This is a genomic window from Labilibaculum euxinicum (assembly GCF_009795715.1).
Classification (GTDB): Bacteria; Bacteroidota; Bacteroidia; order Bacteroidales; family Marinifilaceae; genus Labilibaculum; species Labilibaculum euxinus.
Genome location: NZ_WTCR01000006.1, coordinates 296,679 through 313,965, shown reverse-complemented (window position 1 = coordinate 313,965; position 17,287 = coordinate 296,679). Strand labels below are relative to the sequence as shown.

Annotated in this window: 21 protein-coding genes; 13 read left to right on the top strand and 8 right to left on the bottom strand. The window is 36.4% G+C overall.

Features of this window, described 5'->3' with window-relative positions:
• Positions 1 to 30: 30 nt before the first annotated feature.
• The gene (locus GQR60_RS10400; RefSeq protein ID WP_101307833.1) at positions 31 to 279 is read right to left on the bottom strand and encodes a hypothetical protein; all 249 of its coding nucleotides are present in this window, start codon (positions 277 to 279) and stop codon (positions 31 to 33) included.
• Positions 280 to 492: 213 nt separating this feature from the next.
• Here GQR60_RS10400 and acs point away from each other — a divergent pair, with 213 nt between their 5' ends.
• The 4 genes from acs to GQR60_RS10380 all read left to right on the top strand — a co-directional run bounded on the left by acs (position 493) and on the right by GQR60_RS10380 (position 4,228).
• On the top strand, positions 493 to 2,406 hold the full coding sequence (gene acs, locus GQR60_RS10395; protein ID WP_124992857.1) for an acetate--CoA ligase: 1,914 nt from the start codon (positions 493 to 495) through the stop codon (positions 2,404 to 2,406).
• Between the two features lie 158 nt (positions 2,407 to 2,564).
• Complete coding sequence (locus GQR60_RS10390; protein WP_124992856.1) at positions 2,565 to 2,939, top strand: VOC family protein; 375 nt, start codon at positions 2,565 to 2,567, stop codon at positions 2,937 to 2,939.
• A gap of 3 nt (positions 2,940 to 2,942) precedes the next feature.
• Positions 2,943 to 3,692 carry a patatin-like phospholipase family protein gene (locus GQR60_RS10385; protein ID WP_124992855.1) on the top strand — a complete coding sequence of 250 codons (750 nt, stop codon included), beginning with the start codon at positions 2,943 to 2,945 and terminating at the stop codon, positions 3,690 to 3,692.
• 95 nt (positions 3,693 to 3,787) lie between these two features.
• A complete protein-coding gene (locus GQR60_RS10380) occupies positions 3,788 to 4,228 on the top strand; it encodes a C-GCAxxG-C-C family protein (protein ID WP_124992854.1) in 441 nt (146 codons plus the stop codon).
• A 48-nt stretch (positions 4,229 to 4,276) separates the two neighbouring features.
• On the opposite strand, the gene GQR60_RS10375 is transcribed toward GQR60_RS10380, so the two are convergent.
• Entirely contained in the window at positions 4,277 to 5,590 is a 1,314-nt protein-coding gene (locus GQR60_RS10375; RefSeq protein ID WP_124992853.1) for a cysteate synthase, read from the bottom strand.
• 364 nt (positions 5,591 to 5,954) lie between these two features.
• On the opposite strand from GQR60_RS10375, the gene GQR60_RS10370 reads away from it, so the two are divergent.
• The 4 genes from GQR60_RS10370 (at position 5,955) to GQR60_RS10355 (ending at position 10,206) form a co-directional block, all read left to right on the top strand.
• The gene (locus tag GQR60_RS10370; RefSeq protein WP_124992852.1) at positions 5,955 to 6,932 is read left to right on the top strand and encodes a Gfo/Idh/MocA family protein; all 978 of its coding nucleotides are present in this window, start codon (positions 5,955 to 5,957) and stop codon (positions 6,930 to 6,932) included.
• 4 nt (positions 6,933 to 6,936) lie between these two features.
• Positions 6,937 to 7,404 carry a hypothetical protein gene (locus tag GQR60_RS10365; protein WP_124992851.1) on the top strand — a complete coding sequence of 156 codons (468 nt, stop codon included), beginning with the start codon at positions 6,937 to 6,939 and terminating at the stop codon, positions 7,402 to 7,404.
• A gap of 319 nt (positions 7,405 to 7,723) precedes the next feature.
• On the top strand, positions 7,724 to 9,346 hold the full coding sequence (locus tag GQR60_RS10360) for an AMP-binding protein (protein ID WP_124992850.1): 1,623 nt from the start codon (positions 7,724 to 7,726) through the stop codon (positions 9,344 to 9,346).
• A gap of 290 nt (positions 9,347 to 9,636) precedes the next feature.
• The gene (locus tag GQR60_RS10355; protein WP_124992849.1) at positions 9,637 to 10,206 is read left to right on the top strand and encodes an acetate uptake transporter; all 570 of its coding nucleotides are present in this window, start codon (positions 9,637 to 9,639) and stop codon (positions 10,204 to 10,206) included.
• A gap of 145 nt (positions 10,207 to 10,351) precedes the next feature.
• Here GQR60_RS10355 and GQR60_RS10350 read toward each other — a convergent pair whose 3' ends face one another.
• The 6 genes from GQR60_RS10350 to GQR60_RS10325 form a co-directional block, all read right to left on the bottom strand.
• A complete protein-coding gene (locus tag GQR60_RS10350) occupies positions 10,352 to 10,666 on the bottom strand; it encodes a putative quinol monooxygenase (RefSeq protein ID WP_101307842.1) in 315 nt (104 codons plus the stop codon).
• 312 nt (positions 10,667 to 10,978) lie between these two features.
• Positions 10,979 to 11,740 (bottom strand): DUF2202 domain-containing protein, encoded by a 762-nt coding sequence (locus tag GQR60_RS10345; protein WP_124992848.1) that lies wholly within the window; start codon positions 11,738 to 11,740, stop codon positions 10,979 to 10,981.
• A gap of 124 nt (positions 11,741 to 11,864) precedes the next feature.
• Positions 11,865 to 12,311 (bottom strand): Spy/CpxP family protein refolding chaperone, encoded by a 447-nt coding sequence (locus tag GQR60_RS10340; protein ID WP_124992847.1) that lies wholly within the window; start codon positions 12,309 to 12,311, stop codon positions 11,865 to 11,867.
• Positions 12,312 to 12,398: 87 nt separating this feature from the next.
• A complete protein-coding gene (locus GQR60_RS10335) occupies positions 12,399 to 12,932 on the bottom strand; it encodes a periplasmic heavy metal sensor (RefSeq protein ID WP_160463457.1) in 534 nt (177 codons plus the stop codon).
• The gene (locus GQR60_RS10330) at positions 12,925 to 13,362 is read right to left on the bottom strand and encodes an anti-sigma factor family protein (protein ID WP_124992845.1); all 438 of its coding nucleotides are present in this window, start codon (positions 13,360 to 13,362) and stop codon (positions 12,925 to 12,927) included. The genes GQR60_RS10335 and GQR60_RS10330 overlap by 8 nt, the downstream gene beginning before the upstream one ends.
• Before the next feature lie 46 nt (positions 13,363 to 13,408).
• Entirely contained in the window at positions 13,409 to 13,984 is a 576-nt protein-coding gene (locus GQR60_RS10325) for an RNA polymerase sigma factor (RefSeq protein ID WP_124992844.1), read from the bottom strand.
• A 284-nt stretch (positions 13,985 to 14,268) separates the two neighbouring features.
• Between GQR60_RS10325 and GQR60_RS10320 the strand changes: the two genes are divergently transcribed.
• The 5 genes from GQR60_RS10320 to GQR60_RS10300 all read left to right on the top strand — a co-directional run bounded on the left by GQR60_RS10320 (position 14,269) and on the right by GQR60_RS10300 (position 17,138).
• A complete protein-coding gene (locus GQR60_RS10320) occupies positions 14,269 to 14,607 on the top strand; it encodes a TM2 domain-containing protein (RefSeq protein ID WP_124992843.1) in 339 nt (112 codons plus the stop codon).
• Complete coding sequence (locus GQR60_RS20390; protein ID WP_124992842.1) at positions 14,607 to 15,026, top strand: DUF2752 domain-containing protein; 420 nt, start codon at positions 14,607 to 14,609, stop codon at positions 15,024 to 15,026. Before GQR60_RS10320 ends, GQR60_RS20390 begins: the two co-directional genes overlap by 1 nt.
• A complete protein-coding gene (locus GQR60_RS10310) occupies positions 15,023 to 15,475 on the top strand; it encodes a hypothetical protein (protein ID WP_124992841.1) in 453 nt (150 codons plus the stop codon). The genes GQR60_RS20390 and GQR60_RS10310 overlap by 4 nt, the downstream gene beginning before the upstream one ends.
• A 30-nt stretch (positions 15,476 to 15,505) precedes the next feature.
• Positions 15,506 to 15,853 carry a hypothetical protein gene (locus tag GQR60_RS10305; RefSeq protein ID WP_124992840.1) on the top strand — a complete coding sequence of 116 codons (348 nt, stop codon included), beginning with the start codon at positions 15,506 to 15,508 and terminating at the stop codon, positions 15,851 to 15,853.
• Between the two features lie 640 nt (positions 15,854 to 16,493).
• Entirely contained in the window at positions 16,494 to 17,138 is a 645-nt protein-coding gene (locus GQR60_RS10300; RefSeq protein WP_124992839.1) for a hypothetical protein, read from the top strand.
• Positions 17,139 to 17,287: the final 149 nt, after the last annotated feature.

Here is a 17,287-nt window from a genome sequence, read left to right as displayed (position 1 = left end):
TTCTTGCCCGTTCCATGACAGTCACAAAAATCATTGTATAACTTCATTCTCTGCATCTTGATCTTCGGGTTTAGCCTTTTTAAATCCTTCAACCAACGTATAAACCAGCCCCATTACACTTATAAAGCCCAACAACTTAATGTATTGTTTAAGTATCGACTTTGATTCTACAGTCCAATCATAAGTTAGATCAGGGAAGCCATTAATAACCAAAACACTACTAACCGAGAGAAATAAAATAACTGACAGGACAACAACCACAATTGTTTTTTTATTCATTATCAACTTCTTATGTTACAAATTAAAAACTCTTCTAAGCTAAGAGTCATGTTAAATATACATGGTAATATAATAAAATATCATTCCAATCAAGACTACTTCCCTTTTTCCTTCTTTAATTGAGAAATTTCAAAAAACAAATATTGGGCAATGAATACAGAATTTCATATATTGAGATATGTAGATTTAATCTTTAACCAAATTTTACAGCACATGATAGATAAGATTAGTACTCTGGGCGGATACATCCATGAATATCAGAAGAGTGTGACTAAACCGGAAGAATTCTGGAGTCGAATTGCAGAAAGTTTTTTTTGGAAAAAAAAATGGGATAAAATATTGGATTGGAATTTTTCTGAGCCAAAAATAAATTGGTTCACTAACGGCAAAATGAATATTACTGAAAATATATTTGAGCGCCATCTTTTCACCCGGGGAAATCAACCGGCAATAATTTGGGAGCCTAATGAGCAAAATGATGAAAATCGCATACTAACCTATAATGAGCTGTTTACAGAGGTAAAGAAGTTTTCCAATGTTCTACTTCAACACGGAATTAAAAAGGGCGATCGCATTGCCTTTTATATGCCAATGATTCCAGAATTGGCAATTGCTATGTTGGCATGTGCCAGAATTGGTGCGATCCACTCCATCGTATTTGCAGGATTCTCTGCCAATTCTCTCGCTGACAGAATTATTGATGCTGAAGCTAAGATGGTTATAACTTCGGATGGTGGCTATAGGGGCAGTAAAATTATCCCTATTAAGGAAATTGTAGATGAAGCAGTATCAACTTGTCCAACGGTAGAAAAGGTGATAGTGGTTCAACGAACTAATTCAGAAATTGCTTTCGACGATAGAATAGATTTATGGTGGCACGAATGCATGGCTGGAGCAGAAGAGTATCATGAGGCCGAAACAATGGATGCTGAAGACACCTTATTCATCCTGTACACTTCGGGTTCGACCGATAAACCAAAAGGAATTGTTCACACTTGTGGTGGCTACATGGTTTACACGGCTTATACGTTTAAAAATGTTTTCCAGTACAGCGATGGTGATATCTATTTTTGTTCTGCTGATATTGGTTGGATTACCGGTCACTCTTACATTGTTTACGGTCCTTTGCTAAATGGTGCTACCACAATGATGTTCGAAGGAATACCAACTTACCCTGATGCAGGCAGATATTGGGACATTGTAAGTAAATATAACGTTTCGCAATTTTACACCGCCCCTACGGCCATTCGATCGTTGATGTCGAAGGGTCAGGAATATGTTGAAAACAAAGATCTCTCGTCACTAAAAGTTCTTGGAACAGTTGGAGAACCAATTAACGAAGAAGCCTGGCACTGGTATCACGATCATATTGGTAAAAACCGATGTCCCATTGTTGATACCTGGTGGCAGACTGAAACCGGTGGAATTGCAATCAGCCCAATTGCAGGAATCATACCAACAAAACCTTCCTTTGCAACTTTACCTCTGCCAGGCATTCAACCCATAATTGTTGATGCCGAAGGAAAAGAATTATCAGAAAAGAGCGTGGAAGGAAATTTGTGCATTAAATATCCCTGGCCCGGAATGCTTAGAACAATTTGGGGCGATCATGAACGATTTAAAAAAACCTATTTCAGCACCTACGAAAATCTATATTTTACGGGAGATGGTGTTAAACGTGATGAAGATGGCTACTATAGAATATTAGGGCGCGTTGATGATGTTATTAATGTATCGGGGCACCGAATGGGAACTGCTGAAGTAGAAAATGCAATTAATGAACATCCACTGGTAAACGAATCGGCTGTTGTTGGCTTCCCTCACGATATTAAAGGGCAAGGCATCTATGCTTTTGTTGTTTGCGGAGAGCTGTCAACCGGTGGTGTAGAAGGGATCAAAACCAGTATCCGAAAAGGCGTTACCAAAATTATTGGCCCAATCGCAAAACCAGACCGAATACAACTTGTGAGGAGCTTACCTAAAACCCGGTCGGGCAAAATCATGCGACGTATTCTTAGAAAAATTGCTGAAGGAGACTATTCCAACTTTGGCGATATTTCTACTCTTCTTGATACCTCGGTTGTTGATGAAATAATAAAGGGGGCCTTAGAAAATGTAAATAAGTAACTGGCAGAGAGCTTATCGAAATCGATAAGCTCTCTTTTTAAATAAAAAAACGAAATTAAAATAGATAAATCAGAATCAAATGAGTAATTTATGGATTGATAAATTCAGTTCTGAAACAAGATATTCTTAACACCCTATTTTAGGCGTAATCAATCGATATGAAAAAACAATTTTTAGGTCTGCGAACTACTATTTACAAAACAAATGAACTTTCAAAAGCAAAACTTTGGTACTCCAGAGCTTTTGAGACTTCTCCATATTTTGATGAGGATTTCTACGTTGGATTCAATATCGGCGGATTTGAATTAGGGCTTTTGCCTGATACAGATTCAAACGCTTCAAAAACAGATAACGTTTTATCATACTGGGGAGTTGATGATATTAACAAAACATTTTCACATTTAATAGAAGTGGGTGCTGCAGTTCACGAACAGCCTGCAAATGTTGGAGGAGAACTTTGGGTAGCAAGTGTAAAAGATCCATGGGGAAATGTTATTGGTATCATATACAATCCGGAATTTAAAGCCCAGTAATTAATGAGAATAGGAATAGCATTAGGTGGTGGCGGCGTTCGGGGCTTCGCTCATATTGGAGTATTAAAAGCACTCGAGGAAAAAGGAATCCGTCCTGATATAATTTCTGGTGTTAGTGCAGGAGCAATAGTTGGTGCCTTTATAGCCTCCGGCTATACCTATGAAAAAACGCTGAAGATTCTAAAAAACAAGAGTCTAATGGCCTACTCCAAATTGCATTATCCCAAATATGGATTATTTGGCTTGAATGGCTTAAAAGAAGACATTCAAAAACACATTAAAATCAAGGAAATTGAAAATTTAAAAATTCCGTTATTTATTACAGTATCGAATTTAAACGATGGTAGGGTTGAATATATTAAGGAAGGAGATTTAAGCACTTATCTTTTAGCCTCGGCTAGCATTCCTGTACTCTTTGCCCCTGTTCTGATTGATGGCAAAATGTATTCTGATGGAGGACTATTCGACAACCTTCCCATCTCCCCCTTATTGCAAAAATGTGATGTAATTATTGCTGTAAATGTGAGCCCTGTTCATAAAATTGAAAAGTTTGACAACCTGGTTCAGGTGGCATCCCGAACTTTTCAGTTAGGAGTTCATTCAAATATTATTCGTCACAAAGAAAAATGTTCTTTATTTATAGAGCCAACCGGCTTACGTGAATATGAAATACTAAATGGAAATCACGCTCAGGAGATTTTTGAATTGGGATACAATTACACAAAAAGTTTAGAAATCGCTCCGTTTGAATAAATGACAAATAGACATTGTTCCAAAACAATAATTTAATTACATTTAAGCTCCGACAAAGAACATATTGTATTGCAAATTCAATCAAAATCACTCTCATGAATTCAAAAGCAACTCAAGCTTTAGAGGCTTTTCAATCGGGAATGAATTGTGCCCAATCGGTGCTGTTACCATATTCTACCGACTATAATTTTGACGATAATTTAGCTTACCAAATCTCAAGTGGATTTGGTGGCGGTATGGGAAGACTTCAAAAAACCTGCGGTGCTGTTACCGGTGCATTTATGGTTTTGGGAATTCATAACTGCAAAAAATACAGCAATCATCAACTCCAAACAGACAACAATCGAATTTTAATTCAGGAATTTAACCACAAATTTGTACTAGAGCACAATTCTACAAATTGTGATGAACTAATAGCATGTAATCTGAATACAGAAGAAGGACAAGCTTACGCTGAAAAAAATAAAGTGAAAGAAAAGATTTGTGAAAAATGCATCATCGATGCGATCGAAATTATAGAATCATTAATAAAATAAGCACCGATAAAATACCAATAAAAAAGCAGGCTAAAAGCCTGCTTTTTTTTATATTATTTCTGAAGATTCTATTTTAAAGAGCTTCTCCAGCACCTCTTTTAGCGAATCAAGTTCAGGATTAATGTCGAAGATATGAGATGGTTTCAGATAGCAAACCTCTTTTTCTCTTTTAAAACGTTCTTCTCCTCCTCCGGTTATATTCAACATGATGCAAGCTTTTTTATTAATATTTCCTTCCTGCACATATTTAATTAAACTAGCTACAGCAACAGCAGAAGCAGGGTGAATATCATTTCCTTCAGTCTCTTCAAATATTTTGGACGCTTCCATTGCTTCATCGTTGGTCGCTTTCAAAACATCTCCACCGGCATCCTTTATCGCATCAAACATTCCTCCAACAATTGAATAAGGAGGTTTGCGATTCGACAACACCTTAGCTACGATTTCTTCCACTTGTTTTCTCGCCAAATTATCGTCTAGTGGCAATATTTCTCTCGAATCAGCTTTCCATGCATCATACATTGGCAAGAAAGGCGTATTCTGAGACACCATCAATTTCATTTTGTTGGAACCAAAACGGCCATCTTCAATAAAACGAAGATTAGCTTCCCATGCCGCAATTGCACCTGTTCCACTGCCAACTGCCTGAAAATAGTAATCAGGAATTTTACCAATCTCTGTTACCGCAGAAAGAACTGTAGTTCCCATTCCATCTCTTCGGGCAACATTTTTAGCTCCGCCTTCAGTAATGAAACCGTCTAACTGACAAGCCAGATTCGATAAATGAATAGCATCAAAATAATCGCTTCCCGATTTTGTTGCAATCAACCTAACATTCTCCTTAATTGGCTCATCGAACCATAGCGCATCAATATTATCCTCTGGAACACAAAGCAACAAAGGAATATTATTATCGGAACACACTCTTGCAAATGCACGTGCAGTATTTCCTGCAGATGCAACCACAAGTATCTGTCCTGTATCACTCAATCTGCCACTTACCGAAAAAGCCTCAGTTTCTTTGAATGAACAGGTTCTGAAATTTGCTCCCTTCTCAGGCCAGTACCCACTAAATGTGATATATAAATTTTCTAATCCCAAATATTTAGACAACCCTTCACTTTTATATGTTGCCGGAGCAGATGATCCTTCCAATGTTCTGTGAATAGGTAACCAATCGGCGAACTTATAAATCCCCAACGAACTATCCTTAAGCTCAAGCTGCTTTTTTTGATATTTCGTTCTTATTAAACAAGCTTTTTCTTCAGCAGGAGCATCCAAAGTCCACCCTTCATCTTCAAATTTCTTTCCTGTCTGTAAAGACTCAAGAATATATTCAGTAGCTCGAAAATCTATAGCCATTCTTTTATGTTTTGATTTTGAAAGCATAAAAATAGACATTTTGAATGGCTTGGTAAACTTTTTTCAGCTATTTAGAAACATTTCCTCTAAGTTTCCCAATCAATTTACTAAGAACAGAAAGAGGTAAGAGAATATAATCAGAGATGATATTCAACAGGTTGGTAAAAAAACAGAATGCTCAATTCCGACCTGAAATTGATTTTATTAATAAAAAACACATTTAAACAATACTGTTTTTCATTTCACTTTTTGGAACAAAAGCTTATATTTAACAATCAGAAAATTTATATCCGAATCCTGATTTTTCAAAAGAATTCGTTTTTATATTCTTTTTGAATAAAATATTAGGTAAACACATGTTTTTATGACTATTAAATGGGGAATTTTAGGTGCAGGCAGAATTGCGAAGAAATTTGCAGAAGATTTTAAAGTTGTGAACAATGGGACAATTATTGCTGTCGCCTCAAGATCGCAAGACCGATCCACAGAATTTGCTCATGAATTTGAAATTCCGAAGGCATATTCTTCTTACGAAGAAATGGTGAAAAATTCAGATATTGATGTTGTGTACATTGCGACGCCTCACAATTTTCATTTGGAGCATGCCAGACTTTGTCTGAACAATGGAAAATCTGTTTTGTGCGAAAAACCGGTTACTGTAAACTCTGCAGAGTTTGAACTTCTTCAAAATCTGGCCAAAGAAAAGAATTTATTTTTCATGGAAGCACTGTGGACCTATTACCTGCCAGCCATTATCGAAGCCATGAATTGGATTCGGGAAGGTAAAATAGGCGAAGTTAAACAAGTACAGGTAAGTTTTGGCTATGCTGGTAATATGGATGAAAAAATTCGTTTGGCAAATCCGGATTTGGCGGGTGGCGCTTTATTAGATATTGGAATATATGGTATTGCAATAGCTGAATTGGTGTTTGATGAAGAAATTGAAGACATACAGGCAATGGCTCATTTTTCTAAAACTGGAATTGATGATTACAACAGCATCCAATTAAAATATATCAATGGCGGATTGGCACAAATTTCAAGTTCTCTGGTTTCCGAACTTAAAAATGAGGCCGTAATTTGTGGTACCAAAGGACGCATAGAAATCCCTCAATTTTGGATGGCTAAAAAAGCATTTTTAATAAGTCCTGATAAAAAATTAGAGTTTATCAATAAAGAATTGCAACTTGGGTATAATCATGAAGCTTTTGCGGTAAATGAATTGCTGAAAAAAGGAGCAGTTGAAAGTTCTGTAATACCTTTATTAAAAAGTAAAAGAATATTATCAATAATGGATCAAGTAAGAGAACAAATAGGTTTAAAATATCCATTCGAAAAGTAATTGTATGAATAAAAACGACATCATATTGGGTAAAGGTATCTTAGGAATTCAATTTGGCATGCAACGTGCCGAAGTTGAAAAAATACTGGGAAACGCAGATGATGTTGGAGAATACTCCCTTTCTCCGGATGAAGTAAGTGTCACACTTTTATACATTGACAAAGGACTTAGCTTTACATTCGAATCCATTGATCAGAACAGACTCAGCTACATTTCGGTTCTGAATGAGCAATACAGTATTTTTCAATTCATTAAGGTTGGTTTAAGTAAAAAAATGCTGCTGGCTGAACTGGAACTTTTTCAACTTGGAAAACCGGAATTTGAGGACGTTGCTTCAGAGGAATTTCCAACTCATGAATTGATATTTTTCCCAAACGAAAATCTGCATCTTTGGCTTGACAACAATCAAATTTCAGAAATTCAATTTGGCCCCTTCTTTGATGATTTTAAAACAATTGTATGGGAAGATTAATAATCTTCCTTTTTTTTGCTGATCACTTCATAGAATCAAACTGAAACTGTTTTAAGGTGAAATACTTAATTCAATATCCCAGGAATTGGTTCTATTATCCCGGTCATATTTGTTGTCTGCTAAATTATTTTTTATAAATTGCGCCCATATTAAAACAAGGAGCTAAAGCTCCATCACAACTTTTATTACTTCCTAATCAAAAAAGTTTAGCCGGTTCCGGTTAACTGCAGAAAGATGGTTTTCAATTGTTAATTGATGTATTAGAGATAATCACATCACGGGTTAATTGTGTTCAATTGGCTCATTTATACATAAAAGAATGAACAAACTATCTTACGAGCACGGAAGCTCGAATTTGCCTCTTTTAGGCGAAACAATTATTGAACGACTTCGCAAAACAGTTGAATTATTTGGCGATAGAGATGCCTTAATTGTTCCTTATCAAAATTACAAAGCAACATATCTTGAATTTTGGCAACAAATTGAAGAAGTAGCAAAAGGACTACTTGCATTTGGTGTTGGAAAAGGAGATCGGGTTGGAATATGGTCACCGAACAGACACGAATGGGTAATTGTTCAATTTGCCACAGCACGAATTGGTGCTATTTTGGTAAATGTTAATCCGGCCTATAAATCAGCAGAACTTAAATTTGCCCTTCGTCAATCAGAAATTAGTCTTTTAATTATGTCGGAAGGATTTCGAAAAACCAACTACTTCGAAATTATTCAGGAAGTAAGACAATCCTGCATTCATCTAAAACAAATTGTAATCTTAGATCGGGACTGGCATGCATTAATTGAGGCAGGCAAGAGAATTTCAACATCTCAAATAGAAGAAATAGAATCTCAGCTTCAGTTTGATGATCCGATCAATATTCAATACACTTCGGGAACAACAGGTTTTCCAAAGGGAGCAACCCTAACCCATCACAACATTTTGAACAACGGCTACTTTATTGGTGAGCGTTTGCATTACAATGAAACAGACCGGGTTTGTATTCCTGTACCGTTTTATCACTGCTTTGGTATGGTATTAGGCAATTTGGCTTGTATTACTCATGGTTCCGCAATGGTAATTCCAGGTGAAGCATTTGAAGCAGAAACTGTACTAAAAACTGTTCAAGATGAGAAATGCACCTCACTTTACGGAGTGCCTTTGATGTTTATTGCGGAATTGGAACATCCTAATTTTGAAAAATACGATTTAAGCAGTTTACGTACCGGTATTATGGCGGGAGCATCCTGTCCTGAAAAAGCAATGCTTGAGGTTCAGGAAAAAATGAACATGAAAGAAGTAGCCATCTGCTATGGCATGACAGAAACCTCTCCTGTTTCCACTCAAACATTTGTTAATGATGAACTAAGTAAAAGAGTAGGAACGGTTGGCCGGGTTCATCCTCATCAGGAAATTAAGATTATTGATCCGGAAACGGGAAAGATTGTTGCGCGTGGTGAAGGTGGTGAATTTTGTACCCGGGGATACTCTGTAATGCTAAAATACTGGAACAATGAAGAAGCTACCAAATCGGTTATTGATAATGCCGGATGGATGCATACAGGTGATTTGGCCAGCATGGACGAGGATGGTTACGTAACCATAACTGGTAGAATAAAAGATCTGATTATTCGCGGTGGAGAGAATATTTCTCCATTCGAAATTGAAGAATTCTTCCATTCTCACGAAAGCATTAGCGAAGTATATGTAATTGGTGTGCCCGACTACAAATACGGCGAAGTTGTAATGGCCTGGATAAAATTTAAAGAAGGAAAATCGGCCACCGAAGAAGAACTTAGAGATTATTGCAAAGGGCAAATTGCAACCTATAAAATTCCTAAGTATTTTAAATTCACAAGTGAGTTTCCAACCACGGTAACCGGTAAAATCCGTAAAGTTGAGATGAGAGATATTTCGAGTAAAGAATTAGAGTTGATTGGACGATAAAATATTCTCAATTTCAAAAAGAAACTATCCTCATGTATTCAATTACATGAGGATTTTTTATTTAAGTATCTTTCATCCTCTTTTTCAGTATGTTTGCGAGTATTCTACAACACACAAGAGTTCTTAAGCTTCAGAACAAAACACATTTAAACACTAACAATCAGAATCTTACATTTCTCAAAACAAAAACACAAGCTAAAAGCATGTTTTATAACTACTTAGATATAGTACTGGTCTCTTGATCTAATTGCTAGTTTTGCGATCTGAAAAATCAGAATAAATATATATAGATGAGCAACGTAAAATTAGGTAATCCGGCTGTAGTCGGACTTGGTGGGTTTGGATTGACAACCCTTTTATTGCAGTTTCATAACATCGGATTGTGTGGATTAGGTCCTGTTGTTGCAATGGGATTTGTTTTTGGTGGACTGGCACAGCTTATGGCTGGTATGCTCGAGCACAAAAACGGCAACAATTTCGGTTTTGCAGCATTTTCCGGTTACGGTTCATTTTGGATTGGTTTAGGTGTTATCTGGCTGATGAATTTTTACGGAGTATACAAATCATCGACCACTGATGTTGGATATTACCTGGTTGCATGGACCTTATTTACTGTTATTTTATGGGTAGCATCATTCTTTATTCATGCTGCAATGGCTACCACTTTTACTACATTACTTATTGGTTTCATTCTTTTGGACTTAGGTCATTTTGGATTTCCAATTTTAGATGAGGTAGCTGGATACGAATTGATTATTTGTGCATTATGCGCCTGGTACATGATGGCTGCTATCATTATTAACGACGTTGCTGGTCGTACAATTTTGAAAGTGGGTCAGCCATGGATCAAAGCGAATTAATATTCTCTTAAATTCAACTCTTTTCGAGTAGAGTTTAACTGAACTAAAAAGAGGTAAACCGAAATCTTTCTCAAATCAGATCGGTTTGCCTCTTTTTCTTTTTCCTACTTTGTACGCCTTTGCGTCTCCCTTTGGTTAAACCATGCTACTTTAATATCTCCTTGTGCAGGCTCACATCAAACTCCTTTACGTGATCTGGTTTGCCATCATTAAAAAAGTCGGTAATATATTTTTGACTGCAATGCTCGTCGAAGGTTTTCTGATCGTAAAACTTCTCTACAAAAGTAATTACATGCGGATTATCGATGCTCTGATTTAGTTCGTAACGAATGCACCCTCCCTCCTGATGTGTTGGCAATAATAAAGCATGTAAATTTTTGATTAACTGATCGGCCTCGCCCTCATTCGCAATAAATCTGGCAATACAAACCAACTGAGTTTCATTTTTTCTAATTTCCATATCTGTTTTTTATGTTTTGATTCTTTCGAAATTCAAACTTAAGGAAAATTTCAGAAACGATCATCACTTCTGATAAGGGATTGTGAGGGAATAAATTGACTGATTAAAGCGACGTGACTTTGTTCTTTAAGAAGTTGCAGAAATTGCTAATAGCGGGCTATTAAATGTTTTTTCAAGGAACTTAATGGGCAAAAGAACAAGCTTAAAGCGTCAAGTTATTTCGAAACATTTCCTAAGAATAAAAGGCCGTTGATATTGCATCAACAGCCTTTATTTTCGCGATTACCCTACAATCTTTCTAAACCCGGAAAATCAATTCCATCCATTTCCGTTCCCTTTACGGTTTCTGTATTTATTTTGATAATCATTCAAACAGCCACTACCGCGTTCGGTATCCGAATTAATGATCTCATTAAAATTATCCTCACCTAAAACTGTAGGCTCATAATCTACACCATAAGTACTTAACACCCGAACAAAAGCCCGTAAATGATTTCGTGAACCTCTCTGCAAATTATCATACACCAAAAGAATATCCTCATTCTCAGTTTCAGCCATCAAATCCTCTAAATCTTTAATATCCACTTCTTCAATAAATGCACCGGCCTTTAGGGCTTCTTCTATTGACAATTTCCCTTTTTCGCTTAATTCATCATACAAAGTTTGCAATGTCTCATTATTGTATTCCCCCGCAATTCCGGTTGCCGGATCCTCAATTCCAAACAAATCCAACAAAGTTAATACTGCTGCTGCATGAGTTGATTCCGAACGGGTAATATTGCTGAAAATCCTTACATCATACAAATCAGCAAACAGACTGTATGTATCATGAGCCAGCAACTCTTCTTCACGCATTAGCAGCAATCCCTCCTGCTCACTTTCATCAGCAACTGTTGTATCCATACTCAATACCGTTTTTAAGTTCGCCGTAATGATATCGGTATATCCATCGGTCGAAACTTCAACCAAGGGCAAATTTGCTAAAGCTTCCGTTCCTCCATCCTCACTGTCGCAGGCAAAAAAGCCAAAACTCAGTGCAAAAGCGATTAAAAATTTTGTCATTCTATTATTCATCTGTTTATAATTTTAAGTTTTTGTCAGATGGAACTTACCATATAATCATTTCCCTGTGTGTAGAAAGCTTTATACATGGACGTTTCATGATTTCTGAATTTTGTTTTCAATTTTAAAATATCCATTACCAGTTTCCACGACCTTGTCCACCTCTGCCTCTTCGGCCTTGTCCGCAACCATTACCACAAGCTCTGCCTCTTCGGCCTTTTCCTGAAATATACTGTGCATTTGAGTTTCTGTTTTGCAGGTATTGCACGCGCTGTTCAGGAGTAAGCACTGCGCTTACTGCATTGGTATGTTTGCTTAGCTCTGCCTGCATTTTTTCTCTCACATTTGCTCTGTCGCTATTACTTACAGCGGCCCTTCTTTCGGCACGCAAAGCGTCCATCACTTTCAAATGATCTGCTCTCAAATCATTCAACTGCTTGTTCTGTTCAACCGTTAAATTTGAAATCTGACTGCAATCATTTGCCCTGCGTCTGTTTTGTGCAAAACTGTCGGCAGCAGGAATTGTAAACATGATTACCATCAATAGTAATCCTAAGTTTCTAACTAAATTTTGTGTTTTCATGATCTCATTTTTTAATTATTTTTTTGACATACTTCTCCCGGGATGCAATACAAATCACTTCCTAAAAAGAATATTTACAATAAAACGCTATTGATTTCTACCGCCGGGACCATTACCATGTCCCCAGCCTCTTCTTCTGCCTTTTGGTGTTTTTACATTTTCATCCTTTTGCAGCAAGCGGCTAAACAAATCATATAGTTTGGCCTGTTGCTCTTCATTCAATTCACTCTTCATATCCAAATAAAACTGAACAGTTGTCAATTTCAACTCCCTATGCATCTCGCCAATCTCACCGGCAATATTTTTCAGTTTCAAAGTATCGCAATTCTTGTTTCCCAATTGCTGCACCATCTCGCTTCGCAAAGCACTCAACCGATTCATAATCTGGTTTGCATCGTGATTGTAGTTCCTGTTTAATGATCGGAATATCATCTTCTCCTCTTCATTCAAGCCCAATTGATCTTTCAGAAAACGAGTTCTGAATTCATCAGGCATCTCCACCTTATTTTCTTCCACAATTCTTTCCTGCTGCATGTGATACCAAAACGAACCAATCGTTGACAAATTAACTGCCAGTAAAATTAAAGCCAGCCACATCCAAATTTTATTCGCTTTATTCATGATATCCATCGTTTAAAAAGAACAATTCAATGGTTTCGTTATCTATTTCGTTAAAATAGGGATCAATCAAATTCGATTGCTGAATATTTTCAGTATCCGAAGCAAAATTTGCTCCCATAAAAATGCCCGATCCAATAGCCAATACAAACAGGATACTCACAAAGGCAGGCATTAATAGTCTGGTAAAAACCGGCTGATTGGCTTTTCTTTGCTCTTCCTTAAAACGGTTCATCGTTTTTGATACAAAATATGGATTCGGCTGTAAAAATTTCTCCTTCTCAATAACTCCCATAGCCGACTGAAGTAAAACCAAGCGATCGGAACATGAACTGCACTTCGACAAATGATTTTCCACCTGCAGCATTTCATCTTTCAAAAGTTCCTTTTCCAGATAAAAAATTAGTTTGCTATTTACCTCGTTGCATTTCATTTGTATTGTTTTTTATATTGGACACCACTCTTAATAAAAACTTGCGCTACCTCCTAAAATTTTTATAATACCCGATGAGTTTTTTCTGCAAATTCGATTTTGCCCTAAACAGCAGCGACTCTACCGACGATTTCGAAATCTGCATCAACTCAGCAATTTCTACATAGCTCAGTTCCTCATACTTACTCAATGTAAAAGCAATTTTCTGATTTTCGGGCAAAGAATCCAAAGCTGCATGAATTGCATTGGCATGATCTTTTTCCTCGAGAGCCTTACCGGGATTTACAAAACCTGCCTTTTCCTGAACCTCTTCCTTTTTTCCCTGAAAAAAATCTTCGATACGACTAAAAAACTTTCTCCTTTTATTGGCCCGAATTGCATTTAAACTGCGTGTTATTGTAATTCGGTACAACCAGGTTTTCAGACTCGACTCACTTCTAAAATCAGCTATCGAATGATAAACCTGAATAAAAACATCCTGAGCAACATCTTCAGCATCTGTCTGATTGTGAATCATCCCCATAGCCGTATTCACCACCATTGCCTGATAGGTCTCTACAAGCTGGCGAAATGCAGTTTCGTTTCCGGATTTGAGTTGTTCAACTAACTCCTTTTCAATCATGGTAAAAATACTTCGATGCTGATTATGTGAATTTAAATGCTTAGACACCCATTCGCAAATAAACTTGCGTTCTTCCCCGAAAAAAATTGAAATAAGTAAATCTAAAAACTTCGATAAGGAAGGTATTAATTTATCTTTTTAGTATGTTAAGAAAAATGATTTTCATAAATTAGCGCTTTTTTATTTTACAAATAAAAACGGAACTGTGGAATCAAACACCACTATAAAAATAGGGCGTATCCGAAAAGCCAAACGAGTAGGATCATAATATATAATTTAGCAAAATGGATTCACAGAAAGTGGACATGTTTATCATGACCTATGGAAAGTTTTTTGAAAGTCACCAGATTATCGGAGTAAGAGAAAGTTTAAAAAATGCCGATGAATCAAAATGGGCAATTGTTCAATCTATTTCATTTAAAGATCCAACAACAAGTTTAATCGTTTCCTTACTTGGCGGAACACTGGGTATCGATCGTTTCTTTTTAGGCGATACAGGATTGGGAATTGGCAAATTGGTAACATGTGGTGGCTTTGGAATCTGGACCCTTATTGATTGGTTTCTGATTATGGGCGCAGCAAAAGGAAAAAACTTGTCGAAACTTATGCAGGCACTGGCTTAATGGCAGGAAGCAGGAATCGGCTTTATATGCTACTGATTGGTGCATGTTTAGTGGGGTATCTATGGTTATTTATCAACCTAAATAAAGAAACTTCAATATTTCCGAATGAAATAAATGTTTGTTTGTTTAAAAAAATAAGCACAATTCCCTGTCCTTCCTGCGGCTCTACAAGGTCTGTTCTATCTTTGCTTCATGGCAGGATAGAACAGGCTTTTCTTTTAAATCCTATTGGTTTTCTTCTATTTTTAATAATGACGGCAAGTCCGATTTGGATCTGTATTGATTTTCTGCTTAAAAAGGATAGCTTTTTTATTTTTTACAACAAAGCAGAGCACATCCTAAAACAAAAACCCGTTGCCATACCTCTTATCGTGTTGGTTCTCTTAAATTGGATTTGGAACATTTATAAAGACATATGATATCAACTGGTAAGTTTGCTTACGAACCAAAAGATTATGAAGCTGAAAAAGCTTCGAACAGCTATGTGATGTCGCTTGCTGCCCTGGTAGCCGGGTTACCTCTCCCTATAATAAATTTGATTGCAACTTTCTTTTTTTTTATTGCCAATAGAAAAGGAACCTACTTTGTTCGCTGGCACTGCACACAGGCATTGTTATCGCAATTCTCTTTGCTATTCATAAACAGCTTTGGCTTTTGGTGGACCGCAGCAATCCTGTTTGATTCCGAACCCATTACAAACAGATACTTTTCCTATCTGATTACTGCTTTTATTTTCAATCTGGCCGAATTTATAACTACAATATATACAGCAGTAAACACACGAAAAGGAATTCATGTATCGTGGTGGTTCTATGGCCGCTTAACCGATATACTTTGTCATCCGAAAACAGAAATACCCGGGAAATAATTTTAACCAAGCTTATTTCAGATTAAAAATATGAAACTCTTATTATTTCAGGCTATTATATCTATAAGTTTATTCTTTGGAATTTGGGGATTACTTAATAACGTCAATTGGATTTCTATTTTTAAGATAGAACGAATTCAAGAAAATACGGAAGAAAAACTAAGAGAGCTTTATTGGGAGCTTTTTAATGAATATGATGCAGAAATAAAAGACATTGAAGTTCTTGCTCCTCTGGATAGTATTCTTTCGAAAATTTGTACTTCTAATAACATTGACAGGACGCAAATTAAACTCCATATTATTAAGAGTGACGAAATATCTACCAGTAATCAAGATTCAGGAATACCTGAAAAAGGCGTAATGGAAAATCAGGAATAAAATTGAAGAAAGTATGAATTTTCAGAAATTAAGAAACTCCTGGATTACAATTTTAGGCTTATCTCTTAAACTGTAATGCCGGATCAGAAATAAGAATCTTTTGCCGTTAAGATAGCAGTAAAAAGATTTTTATAAATTTGTTCAACCGTAGATAGATTAAAGAACAATACTACTATCATAAATTAAGTAATAATCTGTCAAGCTATTTCAGGAAAAGACATCCCTCTGCCATAAAGTAAGTTCCCGATCCTAAAAAGTGGCTTCCCTATGTTCAAAAGCGACAATTTGTCGGAAAAAGCGTCCTCCCAATCCTAAAAAGTATATTCCTTATGTACAAAAGTGCTTTCCCTGTCCTAAAAAGCTTTCTCCCAATGGTAAAAAGTTCCTTCCCTGGGGAAAAAAGTAAATTTTTAGTTAAAAAAATGAATTCCTAATCATAAAAAGTAAAATACCTTGGCACATTGCGTTTTTTATAGCCTGCCAATCAATTTCCACCCCTTATTAACATATCCATCTTCACATTAAAACATAACTTTAATTTCTTATGTTTTTGTTTTTTAAAATATTATACTTACTTTCAGTATCGCTTAAAAAAAACATATAGATAAACAGAACAATTGACCCTGAAAAAGATATTATCATGCCAAAAAGTTTACAAAAATCCTTAGAAGAATGTAGAATACTCGTATATGGTTTATCGGGTAACGAAGCTATTAAAACAAGAATTGCGGCGATTTATCCGGAAAAGCGGATTTTGGATGGAGTAAAGCTTTACGAGAATGCGAAATCGGCTTTCGAAAGCCAATCGACAGAAAAAATTGAATCGACAGAAGCAAATCGTGAATTTAAGATTGTATACGAAAAGATCTACGGGCAATTGGTTAAGATCCGTAAAGCCGGACGTTACTTCTTTAAGAATAACGCCGAACTAAGAACTCTTCTTCGTTTAAACAAGGAAATACCGGGCAACTATGCTGACTGGAAAAACCTATGTGAGGAAACTACAAATGCAGTTCTTCAGCACGTTGTAATTCAGGATAAATTAGCATTGGTTGAATTAGGCTCTGAAAAAATTACTGAAATGGCACAGCAATTGGAAAAAATTGATGAGCTAAAAATAAAAGCGGAAAAAGAGGATGGTGAAGCTCAGGTTGCCACGGTTCGAAAACAAGAAACTTTTAACAAATTAATGGCATACTGCACCGATTTACGCGCTTGTCTGGATCTGTTTTACGAAAGATCGGAACGCCAAACCTTAGAACAGCTTGGAATATTAATTAAATAGAAACTACTACCACATATATATTTTGAATATGTACCCCCAATTGCTTTACAGCGGTTGGGGTTTTTCACAATAAAAAGACGCGATAAAAAACCGCGTCTTTCTGATATCTCATTGATTCTGTTTTCCCGAACACGAACTGTGGAGGAATG

What these genes read in the sequence shown, in the direction of transcription:
- GQR60_RS10400 (WP_101307833.1), bottom strand. Translation starts at nt 279, where the DNA reads ATGAATAAAAAAACAATTGTGGTTGTTGTCCTGTCAGTTATTTTATTT.
- acs (WP_124992857.1), top strand. Translation starts at nt 493, where the DNA reads ATGATAGATAAGATTAGTACTCTGGGCGGATACATCCATGAATATCAG.
- GQR60_RS10390 (WP_124992856.1), top strand. Translation starts at nt 2,565, where the DNA reads ATGAAAAAACAATTTTTAGGTCTGCGAACTACTATTTACAAAACAAAT.
- GQR60_RS10385 (WP_124992855.1), top strand. Translation starts at nt 2,943, where the DNA reads ATGAGAATAGGAATAGCATTAGGTGGTGGCGGCGTTCGGGGCTTCGCT.
- GQR60_RS10380 (WP_124992854.1), top strand. Translation starts at nt 3,788, where the DNA reads ATGAATTCAAAAGCAACTCAAGCTTTAGAGGCTTTTCAATCGGGAATG.
- GQR60_RS10375 (WP_124992853.1), bottom strand. Translation starts at nt 5,590, where the DNA reads ATGGCTATAGATTTTCGAGCTACTGAATATATTCTTGAGTCTTTACAG.
- GQR60_RS10370 (WP_124992852.1), top strand. Translation starts at nt 5,955, where the DNA reads ATGACTATTAAATGGGGAATTTTAGGTGCAGGCAGAATTGCGAAGAAA.
- GQR60_RS10365 (WP_124992851.1), top strand. Translation starts at nt 6,937, where the DNA reads ATGAATAAAAACGACATCATATTGGGTAAAGGTATCTTAGGAATTCAA.
- GQR60_RS10360 (WP_124992850.1), top strand. Translation starts at nt 7,724, where the DNA reads ATGAACAAACTATCTTACGAGCACGGAAGCTCGAATTTGCCTCTTTTA.
- GQR60_RS10355 (WP_124992849.1), top strand. Translation starts at nt 9,637, where the DNA reads ATGAGCAACGTAAAATTAGGTAATCCGGCTGTAGTCGGACTTGGTGGG.
- GQR60_RS10350 (WP_101307842.1), bottom strand. Translation starts at nt 10,666, where the DNA reads ATGGAAATTAGAAAAAATGAAACTCAGTTGGTTTGTATTGCCAGATTT.
- GQR60_RS10345 (WP_124992848.1), bottom strand. Translation starts at nt 11,740, where the DNA reads ATGAATAATAGAATGACAAAATTTTTAATCGCTTTTGCACTGAGTTTT.
- GQR60_RS10340 (WP_124992847.1), bottom strand. Translation starts at nt 12,311, where the DNA reads ATGAAAACACAAAATTTAGTTAGAAACTTAGGATTACTATTGATGGTA.
- GQR60_RS10335 (WP_160463457.1), bottom strand. Translation starts at nt 12,932, where the DNA reads ATGAATAAAGCGAATAAAATTTGGATGTGGCTGGCTTTAATTTTACTG.
- GQR60_RS10330 (WP_124992845.1), bottom strand. Translation starts at nt 13,362, where the DNA reads ATGAAATGCAACGAGGTAAATAGCAAACTAATTTTTTATCTGGAAAAG.
- GQR60_RS10325 (WP_124992844.1), bottom strand. Translation starts at nt 13,984, where the DNA reads ATGATTGAAAAGGAGTTAGTTGAACAACTCAAATCCGGAAACGAAACT.
- GQR60_RS10320 (WP_124992843.1), top strand. Translation starts at nt 14,269, where the DNA reads ATGGATTCACAGAAAGTGGACATGTTTATCATGACCTATGGAAAGTTT.
- GQR60_RS20390 (WP_124992842.1), top strand. Translation starts at nt 14,607, where the DNA reads ATGGCAGGAAGCAGGAATCGGCTTTATATGCTACTGATTGGTGCATGT.
- GQR60_RS10310 (WP_124992841.1), top strand. Translation starts at nt 15,023, where the DNA reads ATGATATCAACTGGTAAGTTTGCTTACGAACCAAAAGATTATGAAGCT.
- GQR60_RS10305 (WP_124992840.1), top strand. Translation starts at nt 15,506, where the DNA reads ATGAAACTCTTATTATTTCAGGCTATTATATCTATAAGTTTATTCTTT.
- GQR60_RS10300 (WP_124992839.1), top strand. Translation starts at nt 16,494, where the DNA reads ATGCCAAAAAGTTTACAAAAATCCTTAGAAGAATGTAGAATACTCGTA.